General features: G+C 57.2%; 8 protein-coding genes. All 8 read right to left on the bottom strand.

Features of this window, described 5'->3' with window-relative positions; genetic code table 11:
• Positions 1–97: 97 nt before the first annotated feature.
• The 8 genes from fusA to rplA all read right to left on the bottom strand — a co-directional run bounded on the left by fusA (position 98) and on the right by rplA (position 13,778).
• The gene (gene fusA / locus KI787_11235; protein ID MBV6630524.1) at positions 98–2,200 is read right to left on the bottom strand and encodes an elongation factor G; all 2,103 of its coding nucleotides are present in this window, start codon (positions 2,198–2,200) and stop codon (positions 98–100) included.
• A gap of 167 nt (positions 2,201–2,367) precedes the next feature.
• Positions 2,368–2,841, bottom strand: a complete 474-nt coding sequence (gene rpsG / locus KI787_11230; GenBank protein MBV6630523.1) for a 30S ribosomal protein S7 — start codon at positions 2,839–2,841, stop codon at positions 2,368–2,370.
• A 12-nt stretch (positions 2,842–2,853) separates the two neighbouring features.
• Complete coding sequence (rpsL, locus tag KI787_11225) at positions 2,854–3,228, bottom strand: 30S ribosomal protein S12 (protein ID MBV6630522.1); 375 nt, start codon at positions 3,226–3,228, stop codon at positions 2,854–2,856.
• 169 nt (positions 3,229–3,397) lie between these two features.
• The gene (rpoC, locus tag KI787_11220) at positions 3,398–7,630 is read right to left on the bottom strand and encodes a DNA-directed RNA polymerase subunit beta' (GenBank protein ID MBV6630521.1); all 4,233 of its coding nucleotides are present in this window, start codon (positions 7,628–7,630) and stop codon (positions 3,398–3,400) included.
• Positions 7,631–7,651: 21 nt separating this feature from the next.
• Positions 7,652–11,737 carry a DNA-directed RNA polymerase subunit beta gene (gene rpoB, locus KI787_11215; GenBank protein ID MBV6630520.1) on the bottom strand — a complete coding sequence of 1,362 codons (4,086 nt, stop codon included), beginning with the start codon at positions 11,735–11,737 and terminating at the stop codon, positions 7,652–7,654.
• 154 nt (positions 11,738–11,891) lie between these two features.
• Positions 11,892–12,272: a 50S ribosomal protein L7/L12 gene (rplL, locus tag KI787_11210; protein MBV6630519.1), complete on the bottom strand. Its 381-nt coding sequence runs from the start codon at positions 12,270–12,272 to the stop codon at positions 11,892–11,894.
• A 54-nt stretch (positions 12,273–12,326) separates the two neighbouring features.
• Complete coding sequence (gene rplJ, locus KI787_11205; protein ID MBV6630518.1) at positions 12,327–12,854, bottom strand: 50S ribosomal protein L10; 528 nt, start codon at positions 12,852–12,854, stop codon at positions 12,327–12,329.
• Between the two features lie 219 nt (positions 12,855–13,073).
• Complete coding sequence (gene rplA, locus KI787_11200) at positions 13,074–13,778, bottom strand: 50S ribosomal protein L1 (GenBank protein MBV6630517.1); 705 nt, start codon at positions 13,776–13,778, stop codon at positions 13,074–13,076.
• Positions 13,779–13,780 lie beyond the last annotated feature (2 nt).

Here is a 13,780-nt window from a genome sequence, read left to right as displayed (position 1 = left end):
CGTGACCAATCGTCCCCACGTTAACGTGCGGCTTGGTGCGTTCAAACTTTTCCTTTGCCATGACTTGTGCCTGTTTCTATTGAATGAGGAATAAAAATTAACCGATGCCCTTTTGCAGTCGCTCCGTGACGACCGCCGGGGCTTCGCTGTAATGCGAAAACTGCATGCTGTAGGTGGCGCGCCCCTGGCTCATGGAGCGCAGGTCCGTGGCGTAACCAAACATCTCTGAGAGTGGGACCTCTACACGGATGGTCTTACCCGTCGGCAAATCATCCATGCCCTGTACCACCCCACGCCGACGATTGAGGTCGCCCATGACATCTCCCATGTACTCTTCAGGAGTGACCACCTCGACTTCCATCATGGGCTCCAGTAGTGCCGGCGATGCCTTCTGTGCACCCTCGCGCAAACCCATCGACGCGGCAATTTTAAAGGCCATCTCGTTGGAGTCCACATCGTGGTAAGAACCGTCGTACAGCGTCACCTTCACATCAACCATGGGGTAGCCGGCGAGCACACCGTTTTTCAACGACTCTTGAATCCCCTGATCAACCGATGAAATGTACTCCCGCGGCACCACACCACCGACAATGGCGTTTTCGAACTGGTAACCCTGCCCGGTTTCTAAAGGCTCCAACCGCAGCCACACATGACCATACTGGCCACGGCCGCCACTTTGGCGGACAAATTTGCCCTCTTGCTCCACCGTTTTGCGAATAGTCTCGCGGTAGGCCACTTGGGGACGACCCACGTTGGCCTCTACCTTAAACTCGCGTCGCATACGGTCGACGATAATCTCCAGGTGGAGTTCACCCATGCCGGAAATGATCGTCTGCCCAGACTCTTCATCCGTATGTACACGGAACGAGGGGTCCTCCTGGGCGAGCTTGCCCAGCGCCGTGGCCATTTTGTCCTGGTCGGCTTTGGTGCGCGGCTCTACCGCCACGGAGATGACCGGCTCGGGAAACTCCATGCGCTCCAGAACCACAGGTTGGTCAGGCGTACACAGGGTGCTACCCGTCACCACGTTTTTGAGCCCCACGCAAGCGGCGATATCACCGGCGCGGACCTCTTTAATCTCCTCACGGGAATTCGAGTGCATCTGCAACAACCGACCGATGCGCTCTTTCTTGCCATCAGTACTGTTGAGCACAGCATCGCCAGCGCTAAGCACCCCGGAATACACCCGAACAAAGGTCAGGGTACCCACAAAGGGATCCGTCGCGATCTTGAACGCCAATGCCGAAAAAGGCTGGCTATCGTCACTGGAGCGCTCTAAGACTTGATCTTCGTGGTCAGGATGCGTCCCTTTAACCGCCGGCACCTCGGTCGGTGAAGGCAGGTACTCAACCACGGCGTCCAACAGAGCCTGCACGCCCTTGTTTTTAAATGCCGAGCCGCACAAAACCAGGTTGATCTCATTGTGGATCACGCGCTTACGCAGGCCAGCCTTGATCTGCTCTACCGAAAGCTCTCCACTTTCGAGGTAGGCATCCATCAAATCTTCATTGGCCTCAGCCGCAGCCTCTACCAGAGCCTCACGCGCTGCTTGCGCAGCAGACTGCAAATCTGCCGGAATTGGACCTTCCTCGAAGGTGACCCCCATGTCATCGGGATTCCAGTGGATGGCGCACATACGAATGAGGTCAACCACGCCCTCGAAGTTCTCTTCTGCGCCAATAGGCAACTGCAGAGGAACAGGGTTCGCGGCCAATCGCTTGCGAATCATAGTTACACAGCGATCAAAATCCGCCCCCATCTTGTCCATCTTGTTGATGAACACAATGCGCGGAACATGGTACTTATCCGCTTGCCGCCACACCGTTTCGGTCTGTGGCTCTACGCCGGCATTCGCATCCAGCAAGCACACCGCAGCATCCAACACGCGCAGCGAGCGCTCGACCTCAATGGTGAAGTCGACGTGCCCGGGGGTGTCGATAATGTTGATGCGGTAGTTATGCGGGAACTGCTTCTCCATACCCTGCCAGAAGCAGGTGGTCGCAGCTGAGGTGATGGTGATGCCCCGCTCTTGCTCTTGTTCCATCCAGTCCATGACGGCAGCGCCGTCATGGACTTCACCCATCTTGTGTGAGACGCCTGTATAGAACAAAACGCGCTCAGTCGTCGTGGTCTTACCGGCGTCAATGTGCGCCATGATACCGATGTTCCGATACCGCTCAATCGGAGTACTGCGTGCCACGAGATTTTGACCTATTTATAGAGTGAGAAATCGCTCCTCGGCGTTACGAGCGCATGCAGGTCGACCATCGCCGGAGCGCAGAAACCGCAGTGTATAGGCACATACATGAGGAATTCGAGCACCGCCGATGATCGAGATGCCAAGCGCAGTAGCCGAGGTGCGATTTCTTACCAGCGGAAGTGGGAGAAGGCCTTATTGGCCTCAGCCATCCGGTGCGTGTCTTCGCGCTTCTTCACTGCCGCGCCACGGCTTTCAGCCGCGTCCATCAGCTCACCAGCCAACCGATCGGCCATGGTTTTCTCACCACGGCGACGCGCGGCGTCGATCAGCCAACGCATAGCCAGGGTGTTGCGACGGGACGCACGCACTTCAACGGGCACCTGATAGGTTGCACCACCGACGCGACGGGACTTCACCTCAACGATGGGACGCACGTTGTCCATGGCGGCATCCAGGAACTGCAAAGGATCCTCAGCACCCTGCTTGTCGACGATGCGATCGAGCGCACCGTAAACGATACCTTCAGCAGTCGATTTTTTACCGCTGAACATGATCATGTTAATGAACTTCGCCAGCTCCACCGATTTGAACTTCGGATCGGGAAGGGGCTGACGGGGTTGTATCTCGCGACGACGTGGCATAGCTCTAAACTCTTATTTCTTCGGACGCTTAGCGCCGTATTTGGAACGACCTTGACGACGTGATTCCACGCCGCTGGTATCCAAGGATCCGCGTACGGTGTGGTAACGCACACCGGGCAAGTCCTTTACACGACCGCCGCGAATAAGAACCACGGAGTGCTCTTGAAGGTTGTGGCCTTCACCGCCGATGTAGCTCGTTACTTCGTAGCCGTTGGTCAAACGCACACGGGCCACCTTCCGCAAAGCCGAGTTTGGCTTCTTAGGCGTGGTGGTGTACACGCGTGTGCAAACGCCGCGTTTCTGCGGGCAGGCTTCCAGAGCCGGCACCTTGTTCTTGACCGGCTTGTCTGTGCGCCCTTTGCGCACCAGCTGATTAATGGTGGGCACTCGTAAATTCCCTGAGTTCCAAAAAAGACACCCCGGAACAACCAGGGTGTACAAAGACATAGAAATATAACTGTGAAACACAGGCCCTGTCAAGGACATGCTGCGTTTTGCGATGCTGCTTCACATGGAAGCGGCCTGGGAAGCGAAACACTCCCCAGGCCGGCGCACCTTAGTTGTCGTCGTCACCAGACACGGTAGTCGCCTCCGCGGCTTCTACGTCGTCGGCATTGGCTGCACCTGCCGGCGCCTCCATCTCCAACAATGCATCACGGCGATTGCGCTTGCGCTGTTCGTGGAAGGACAACCCCGTTCCGGCCGGAATGAGGCGACCAACAATCACGTTTTCCTTCAGGCCACGCAAGTCGTCGCGAGACCCTCGTACAGAGGCCTCGGTCAGCACCCGTGTAGTCTCCTGGAAGGAGGCCGCAGAGATAAAGGACTCCGTAGACAGCGATGCTTTGGTAATACCAAGAAGCATGCGCTCGAACTTCGCTGGCATACCGTCCTCGGCCTTCACTTTGGCGTTGGCTTCCCGTACCGCAGTGATTTCCACCTGCTCACCGCGCAGGAAGCTAGTGTCACCGGGCTCGGTGATCTCAACCTTACGCAGCATCTGCCGGGTGATGACCTCAATGTGCTTGTCATTGATGCGTACGCCCTGGAGCCGGTATACATCCTGGATTTCCTTCACCAGGTACTCTGCCAACTTGGCCACACCCTGTAGACGCAAGATGTCGTGTGGGGAGCGCTCACCATCGGAGATGATCTCGCCCTTTTCGACGGTTTCCCCTTCGAACACCCCAATCTGACGCCACTTCGGCACCAACAATTCCACTTCACCGTCTTCGCCGACGATCTTGATACGTTGCTTGCCTTTGGTGCCAACACCAAAACCAATGGTACCGGTGGCTTCGGCCAGAATCGCCGGCTCTTTGGGCTTACGAGCCTCAAAGAGGTCGGCCACTCGGGGCAGACCACCGGTGATGTCACGGGTCTTGGACGATTCCTGGGGAATGCGGGCGACCACGTCACCCACCAACACTTCGGAGCCGTCCTGCACTGTCACAATAGCGCGAGCTGGCAAGGTGTAGACCGCAGCCATTTCGGTGCCAGGGAAGTGCAGCTCGTTGTCGTCAGCATCGACCAGCTTAATTTGCGGACGCAAATCCTTGCCGGCACTGGAGCGACCCTTCACGTCCTTGACGATCAGCGTCTCGACGCCCGTAACGTCGTCGATTTGTTTTTCAACCGACACGTCATCTTGGAAGTCCACAAACTTCACCCGACCCGCCACTTCGGTAACGATGGGGTGGGTGTGTGGATCCCATTTGGCTACCTGCGTTCCTGCCTCGACCGACTGGCCGTCATGCAGCAGGATCTGTGCACCATAAGGAATCTTGTAGCGCTCCCGCTCGCGGCCATTGGCATCAATCACGCCAATTTCACCCGACCGCGAGACCGCAACTTCAAAGTCGGCACCTTGCTCACGGCTACCACCGTGTTCCACGGTCTTCAGGTTATGCAGCTTCAGTACACCACTGGACTTCACAACCACACCATCGGCAGCGGCAGACCGCGAAGCGGCCCCACCCACGTGGAAGGTCCGCATGGTGAGCTGGGTACCCGGCTCACCGATGGATTGCGCGGCAATCACACCCACGGACTCACCAATGTTGACCAGGTGCCCACGGGCCAAGTCACGGCCGTAGCAAGTGCGGCAAACGCCATGCATGTTGGCGCAAGTGATCGGCGAGCGGACCACGATTTCATCGATGGACTCTTCTTCTAAGCGGTCGGCCACAGCTTCATCAATCAGCGTGCCGGCCTCAAAGAGAATCTCATCTTTACCGGGGTAGTACAGGTCGCGCGCAATGGTACGACCCAGCACGCGCTCACGCAGGGCCTCGACCACATCACCGCCTTCGACGATGGGGGTCATTACCAAGCCTTCCTCGGTGCCGCAATCCTGCGTGGTGATAACCACGTCTTGGGACACGTCCACCAAACGGCGGGTCAGATAACCCGAGTTAGCCGTCTTCAACGCAGTATCTGCCAAGCCCTTCCGTGCGCCGTGCGTACTAATAAAGTACTGCAGAACGTCCAGACCCTCGCGGAAGTTTGCGGTGATCGGCGTCTCAATAATGGAGCCGTCCGGCTTGGCCATCAGACCACGCATACCCGCCAGCTGGCGAATCTGCGCCGCCGAACCCCGCGCACCGGAGTCGGCCATCATGAAGATGGAGTTAAAGGAGTCTTGAACAGCTTCCTTGCCTTCGGCGTCGACAACGGTGTCTTTACCGAGCTGGTCCATCATGGCCCGCGCAATGCGATCGTTGGCCCGCGACCAGATGTCGATCACCTTGTTGTAGCGCTCACCCTGGGTCACCAAACCCGAGGAGTACTGGCTATCGATGTCCTTCACCTCGGCTTCGGCCGCATCCAAAATCGCCGTCTTTTCAGCCGGGATAGTCATATCGTTAATACCGATAGACACACCGGCGCGGGTGGAATGACGGAAGCCCATGTACATGAGCTGGTCAGCAAACACCACGGTCTCTTTCAAACCGACCTGACGGTAAGCTGCGTTGATGACCTTGGAGATGGCTTTTTTCTTCAGCTCGGTGTTGACCAAGGAGAACGGCAGGCCCTTCGGCAGAATTTCACTGATCAGCGCGCGGCCCACAGTGGTCTCTACGCGAGATGTGGTACCCACCAGCTCGCCCGAATCATCTTTGGCGTACTCGGTGAGGCGCACATGGACCTTGGACTGTAGCTGTACCTCGCCAGACTCATAAGCCCGGTGAAGCTCAGCCACGTCAGAGAACACCATACCCTCGCCCTTGCCGTTGATGCGCTCGCGGGTCATCCAATATAGACCCAACACCACGTCCTGCGAAGGCACGATGATGGGGTCACCGCTGGCTGGCGACAAAATGTTGTTGGACGCCATCATCAAGACGCGCGCCTCCAACTGAGCTTCCAGCGACAGCGGCACGTGCACAGCCATTTGGTCGCCGTCGAAGTCGGCGTTGAATGCGGTACATACCAGTGGGTGCAGCTGGATCGCTTTCCCTTCAATCAGGGTAGGCTCAAAGGCCTGGATACCCAAACGGTGCAGGGTTGGCGCACGGTTGAGCATCACCGGGTGTTCACGGATGCACTGCTCCAGGATATCCCAGACTTCGCCCTCTTCCCTCTCGACCATTTTCTTGGCCGCTTTGATAGTGGTAGCCAGGCCATCACGCTGTAAGCGGGAGTAGACGAAGGGCTTGAACAGCTCCAACGCCATTTTCTTGGGCAGACCACATTGGTGCAACCGCAGGGTCGGGCCCACCACAATCACGGAACGACCGGAGTAATCCACCCGCTTACCCAGCAGGTTCTGCCGGAAGCGCCCTTGCTTGCCTTTGATCATGTCGGCCAGCGACTTCAGCGGACGCTTGTTCGAGCCCGTAATGGCCCGACCACGGCGGCCGTTATCAATCAGCGCGTCCACCGATTCCTGCAGCATGCGCTTTTCGTTGCGCACGATGATTTCTGGCGCCGCCAGCTCCAACAAACGCTTGAGGCGGTTGTTGCGGTTGATCACCCGGCGATACAGATCGTTGAGGTCGGAGGTCGCAAAGCGGCCGCCATCCAATGGCACCAAGGGGCGCAGATCCGGTGGCAGCACTGGCAACACGGTCAGAATCATCCACTCGGGCTTGTTGCCGGAGCTCATGAAGGACTCAATCAGCTTCAAGCGCTTACCAAGACGTTTGATCTTGGTTTCCGAGCCGGTGGCGGCCATGTCTTCGCGCAGCTGGCGTGCCTCACCCTCAAGGTCCAGACTCTTGAGCAATTCGTAGACGGCTTCGGCACCCATGCGGGCATCAAAGTCATCGCCGTGCTCTTCAATGGCCTCGAGGTAGTCCTCTTCGGTCATCAGCTGGCCGCGCTCCAAGGGCGTCATGCCAGGGTCGATGACCACGTAGCCCTCGAAGTACAGCACACGCTCGATCGCACGCAGCGGCATATCCATCAGCAGGCCAATCCGGGATGGCAGCGACTTTAAAAACCAAATGTGCGCAATGGGGCAGGCTAAATCGATATGCGCCATGCGCTCGCGACGAACCCGCGCCAGCGTGACTTCCACGCCACACTTCTCACAAACAACACCGCGGTGCTTCAGACGCTTGTACTTACCGCACAAGCATTCGTAGTCCTTGATGGGGCCAAAGATCTTGGCGCAGAACAAGCCATCACGCTCAGGCTTGAAGGTGCGGTAGTTAATGGTTTCCGGCTTCTTGACCTCACCAAAAGACCAACTACGGATGGTCTCCGGTGATGCCAGACCGATTTTGATAGCGTCGAAGTGCTCTTGCTCGTCGCCTTGCTTGAGAAGATTCAGTAAATCTTTCATAGGTATTCCTCAGTCTGGCCCTTACTCGTCGTCGGTTTCGAGTTCGATGTTCAGGCCCAGGGCGCGAATTTCTTTGACCAACACATTAAAGGATTCAGGCATGCCCGCATCCATCTGATGGTCACCATCCACAATAGATTTGTACATGCGCGTGCGGCCTTGGGTGTCATCCGACTTCACCGTCAGCATTTCCTGCAGGGTGTAGCTGGCGCCATAAGCCTCAAGAGCCCAGACCTCCATCTCACCAAAGCGCTGGCCGCCGTTCTGCGCCTTACCACCCAGTGGCTGTTGAGTCACCAAGGAGTAAGGGCCGGTGGAACGGGCATGCATCTTGTCATCCACCAAGTGATTGAGTTTGAGCATGTACATATAGCCCATGGTCACCTCACGCTCGAAGGCCTCACCGGTGCGACCATCGAACAATTGGGTTTGACCACTATCCGGCAATCCAGCCTTAGCGAGCAGCGCCTTGATTTCACCCTCGGTCGCCCCGTCGAACACAGGCGTGGCCGTTGGCAAACCGTCTTGCAGGTTTTTGGCCAGCTCGATGATCTCGTCGTCGGTCAGGGAATCAACTTCCATGGCCGGTGCTTCACCAGTGGCATACAGGTCGCTTAAGAATGCCCGGATCTCTTTGGCCGCAACCTTGCGCTGCGCCTGGAGCATTTCCTCAATACGCAGACCAACACCCTTAGCGGCCCAGCCCAAATGCGTTTCGAGCACCTGACCAATGTTCATCCGCGACGGCACGCCCAGTGGGTTCAAGACGATGTCGGCAGAGGTGCCATCGGCGGTGTACGGCATATCTTCGATGGGGGCAATCTGCGAGATCACACCCTTGTTACCGTGACGGCCGGCCATCTTGTCCCCAGGCTGAATGCGACGCTTCACAGCCAGGTAGACCTTCACCATCTTCAACACACCAGGAGGCAGATCATCGCCTTGGGCAATCTTCTGCTTCTTAGCGGTGAAGCGTTTCTCGAAGTTGGCGCGCTGCTCTTTGAGCTGCTTGGCCAGAGCTTCGAGGTCGTTTTGCGCTTCATCTTCGCGCAGGCGAATGTCGAAGTACTTCTCTGGCTCTAAGCCATCCAGGTAATCGGCGCTGATTTCAGAGCCGGCCTTCAAGCGCTTAGGACCACCATCGGCAACCTGCCCTTCCAGCAGCTTACGCGCACGGCCGTAAATATCGCCTTCGAAAATCCGCAGCTCGTCTTCCAGGTCTTTACGCACCTGCTTGAGCTCGGCTTCTTCAATTGCCAATGCGCGCGCGTCTTTATCCACGCCTTCGCGGGTGAACACACGCACATCAATCACGGTGCCTTCCATGGAAGACGGCACGCGCAAAGAGGTGTCCTTCACATCGGAGGCCTTCTCACCAAAGATCGCCCGCAGGAGCTTCTCTTCGGGTGTGAGCTGGGTTTCACCCTTAGGCGTGACTTTACCCACAAGGATGTCGCCCGGCTTTACATCGGCGCCAATGTAGACCACACCCGACTCGTCCAGCTTGCGCAGGGCCGATTCGTTCACATTAGGAATGTCTTGGGTGATCTCTTCGCTACCCAGTTTGGTTTCCCGCGCCAAGCAGCTGAGTTCTTCGATGTGAATGGTGGTGAAGCGATCTTCACGAACCACCTTCTCAGACACCAAAATGGAGTCCTCGAAGTTGTAGCCATTCCAGGGCATGAAGGCCACAAGCATGTTCTGACCTAGAGCCAGCTCACCCATATCCGTGGAAGGACCATCGGCCACCACATCACCGCGTGCAACCACATCACCAGGCTTCACTAATGGGCGTTGGTTGATGCAGGTGTTTTGGTTGGAGCGGGTGTACTTCACCATGTTGTAGATGTCGACGCCTGGTTCACCAGCCGCAGTCTCGTCATCGTTCACACGAATCACGATACGCGAGGCGTCAACCTTATCGACCACACCGCCACGCTTCGCCGTAATGGCCACACCGGAGTCCACCGCCACGCGGCGCTCCATGCCGGTGCCAACCAGCGGCTTTTGCGCGCGCAAACAAGGCACGGCTTGGCGCTGCATGTTGGCGCCCATCAGCGCGCGGTTGGCGTCATCGTGCTCTAGGAAGGGCACCAAGGACGCCGCCACGGACACGATCTGCTTCGGCGACACGTCCATGTAATGGATGGTATCCGGCGCCGTCAGCGTAAATTCGTTTTGATGGCGGCAGGAGACCAGCTCCTCAAGAAAACGGCCGTCTTCATCCAGGTCTGCGTTAGCCTGGGCGATCACGAAACGACCTTCTTCAATAGCGGAGAGGTACTCAATCTCGTCGGTCACACAGCCATCAACAACCTTACGATACGGCGTTTCTAAGAAACCGTAATCGTTGGTTCGCGCGTAGACGGACAGCGAGTTAATCAGACCAATGTTCGGTCCTTCCGGCGTTTCAATCGGGCAAATACGACCGTAGTGCGTGGGGTGCACGTCGCGCACCTCAAAGCCCGCACGCTCACGCGTCAAGCCACCTGGGCCCAGCGCCGAGACCCGCCGCTTGTGCGTGACCTCGGATAGGGGGTTGTTTTGGTCCATGAACTGCGACAGCTGGCTGGAACCAAAGAATTCCTTAATCGCCGCCGCAACCGGTTTAGCGTTGATCAGATCTTGGGGTACCAAACCTTCGGAGTCGGCCAGTGCAAGGCGCTCACGGACTGCCCGTTCCACGCGAACCAAGCCGGTACGGAAAGCGTTCTCAGCCATTTCGCCGACGCTGCGTACGCGGCGGTTCCCCAAGTGGTCGATGTCATCGGTAATCCCGATGCCATTACGAATATTGATGAGTTCTTGGATCACCGCCAGGATGTCATCGTTGGAGAGTACACCGGGTCCGGTGACATCATCCCGATTCAAACGGCGGTTGAACTTCATGCGACCGACGGCGGACAAGTCGTAGCGGTCGTCTTTGAAGAACAAGTTCTCGAATAGCGCTTCGGCGGCCTCTTTAGTCGGCGGCTCGCCTGGACGCATCATCCGGTAAATCTCAACCAAGGCCTCAAGACGGGTGCTTGTGGGGTCCTGGCGCAAGGTCTCGGAGATGTAAGGACCACGATCTAAGTCATTGGTGAACAACAAAGGCAGGTCGGTCACCTTGGCAGCGCGCAAGGACGCCAAATGCTCTTCACCGACAACCTCATTTGCCGCCAACAACACTTCGCCCGTCTCTGGGTCGACGATATTGCGAGCAGAAGATTTACCAAGCAGGTAGGCATCGGGAACAACCAAAGCCTTAAGACCAGCCTCGGACAGCTTCTTAATGTGCCGAGCCGTAACCCGCTTACCCTCTTCAACCAAGACCTCATCACCGATCTTGATGTCAAAAGCAGCCTGCTCACCACGCAGACGCTCAGGAATCAGCTCCAGTTCGGCGCCGTCATTGAGCAATTGGAAGTGATTGAACTCGTGGTAACGCTCAAGAATCTCTTCGTCGCCCATGCCCAAGGCACGGAGCAGAATCGTCACCGGCAGTTTGCGCCGACGGTCAATACGTACGTACAGCAGATCTTTGGGGTCGAACTCAAAGTCCAACCAAGACCCACGGTAGGGGATCACGCGAGCGGAGTACAGCAGCATGCCACTAGAGTGGCTCTTGCCTTTGTCATGATCGAAGAACACGCCCGGGCTACGATGCAGCTGGGAGACGATGACGCGCTCGGTACCATTAATGATGAAGGTGCCGTTGTCGGTCATCAAAGGCAGCTCGCCTAAATAGACCTCTTGTTCGCGCACATCCTTGACACGCTTTTCCTTGGACTCCTTGTCGTAAATGACAAGGCGAACTTTGACCCGCAAAGCCGCGGCGAAGGTCATGCTGCGAATGCGGCATTCCTTCTCGTCAAACACCGGCTCGCCAAGACGATAGGAGACATACTCCATCTCGGCGCTGCCGGAATAGCTCTGCATGGGAAACACCGAACTCAAAGCACCGTGCAAGCCCACAGCTTTACGCGACCGGTGAGACAGCCCTGCCTGCAGAAACTGCCGGTAGGAATCGATCTGCGTAGCGAGCAGGAAGGGCAACGGCAATGGCGTAGAGCGCTTGCCAAAATCCTTGCGGATGCGCTTTTTCTCGGTGAAGGAATAGCTCATCGAGGGAACCTCTTAGGGAAGTACGCTGGCAGCATCACAGGACGATGCCACCACAAACACGAAAAGGCTGAGGGGCACAACGCCCCCCAGCCCAGGACCGGCAAGCCGGTCAGGCAACGCAGGTGAGTAATACTCACCTGCTGCAATGTTGCTCTTACTTAAGTTCAATCTTGGCGCCGGCTTCCTCAAGCTGCTTCTTGATGTCCTCGGCTTCATCTTTGGCGACAGCTTCCTTAACAGTGGAAGGAGCGCTTTCAACCAGGTCTTTGGCTTCTTTCAAGCCCAGGCCGGTCACGCCGCGGATTGCCTTAATCACTGCAACCTTGTTGTCACCGAAGCTCGCCATAACGACGTCGAACTCGGTCTTTTCTTCAGCAGCAGCGGCTTCACCGCCAGCACCACCGGCTGCAGCCACAGCCACCGGAGCAGCTGCAGAAACGCCGAACTTTTCTTCCATCATCGAAACCAGCTCGACGACGTCCATCACGGACATTTCGGCGATAGCTTCGAGGATATCTTCTTTGGTCATTGCCATTGGAATAATTTCCTTTGCGATTATTTAAGTCTTGAACCCTGGGTGCAGCCTGGATCAGGCTGCCTGTTTCTGGTCGCGGATTGCGGCGATAACGCGCGCTGTCTTGGCCGGCACCTCGTTGAGCGTGCGCGCCAGCTTGCCGATCGGGGCCTGGATGGTCCCGGCCAGGATGGCCAGCGCCTGCTCACGTGTGGGCAGACTAGACAGACGCTCGATGTCAGTAGCCGGCAACAACTGCCCGCCAACTGAAACCGCCGTCACCTTGAGCTGTTCATTGCTCTTGGCGAAGTCTTTAATGACTCGGGCTGCTGCCCCCGGATCTTCCAGCGAAAACGCCAAAATGACCGGGCCAACTAAAGCAGGATCCAGACACTCAAATTCAGTGCCTTGGGTCGCGCGCTTAGCCAGCGAGTTCTTGACAACCTTGAGCCAGGCGCCGCCTTCACGTGCCTTGGCACGTAATTCGGTCATCTGGCCGGCTGTCAAACCACGGTATTCAGCAACTACAGCCGACAGGCCGTCAGCAGCTACCGTGTTGACCTCCGCAACGAGGGCTTTCTTGTCTTCGAGATTGAGAGCCATTCTTCCCTCGGAAGGTGGGTTACGAAATACGAATCCGGTCAGGGACTCGCTCCTTGCGGCACGCAGAAGATCGTATGACCTCCCTTGCGCCCTCTACGCGGGCTGACCTTGCGATCGATTAAGCCCTTGCGGGCGCCTGCGGTCTTTGACGGCGCGGCACGCGTGCCACGTCGCAAAGCACTGACTGGGCCGGCAGCCACCGACCCAGTACGATTCGGTTTACACCGTAGCCGATGGAATAGACGAGACATCCACAGTGATGCCCGGCCCCATCGTGGTCGACACGGTAATTTTCTTCAGGTAAACGCCTTTGGCCGCATTCGGTTTAGCCTTGCGCAGATCGCCGACGACCGCATTCAGGTTTTCCATCAGCGACTGCGCGTCGAAGGCTGCGGAACCGATCGCACAATGAACGATGCCTGCTTTATCGGTGCGGTAACGTGCCTGACCAGACTTGAAGTTCTTGACCGCGCCAGCAACATCTGGAGTCACCGTCCCAACTTTTGGGTTGGGCATGAGGCCACGTGGGCCAAGAACCTTACCCAGCATACCCACCACGCGCATCGCGTCAGGAGCTGCGATGACAACATCGAAATCCAGGTTCCCACCCTTCATTTCCTCGGCCAGGTCTTCCATGCCAACAGCGTCTGCACCAGCTTCTTTAGCAGCATCTGCATTGGGGCCCTGGGCAAACACGGCAACCTTAATCGACTTCCCGGTGCCATGCGGCAGGACGGTGCTTCCGCGGACGGCTTGATCCGATTTACGCGCATCAACGCCGAGATTGACGGACAGATCGACCGACTCGGTGAATTTTGCCGACGCTGCAGTTTTCAGCAGCTCCAGAGCTTCTAGGGCGGGCAAAGAACGACGGTCACCGACGACTTCGCGAATTTTCTGCATCCGCTTACTCAACTTCGCCATGT

The organism is Oceanococcus sp. HetDA_MAG_MS8, assembly GCA_019192445.1.
Taxonomy (GTDB): Bacteria; Pseudomonadota; Gammaproteobacteria; order Nevskiales; family Oceanococcaceae; genus MS8.
The sequence above is the reverse complement of the archived record's forward strand: the minus strand, read 5'-3'. Positions and strand labels throughout refer to the sequence as shown.

Coding starts and splice junctions, on each gene's coding strand:
- rpsG (MBV6630523.1), bottom strand. CDS start 2,841: ATGCCACGTCGTCGCGAGATACAACCCCGTCAGCCCCTTCCCGATCCG.
- rpoB (MBV6630520.1), bottom strand. CDS start 11,737: ATGAGCTATTCCTTCACCGAGAAAAAGCGCATCCGCAAGGATTTTGGC.
- rpoC (MBV6630521.1), bottom strand. CDS start 7,630: ATGAAAGATTTACTGAATCTTCTCAAGCAAGGCGACGAGCAAGAGCAC.
- rplJ (MBV6630518.1), bottom strand. CDS start 12,854: ATGGCTCTCAATCTCGAAGACAAGAAAGCCCTCGTTGCGGAGGTCAAC.
- rplL (MBV6630519.1), bottom strand. CDS start 12,272: ATGGCAATGACCAAAGAAGATATCCTCGAAGCTATCGCCGAAATGTCC.
- rplA (MBV6630517.1), bottom strand. CDS start 13,778: ATGGCGAAGTTGAGTAAGCGGATGCAGAAAATTCGCGAAGTCGTCGGT.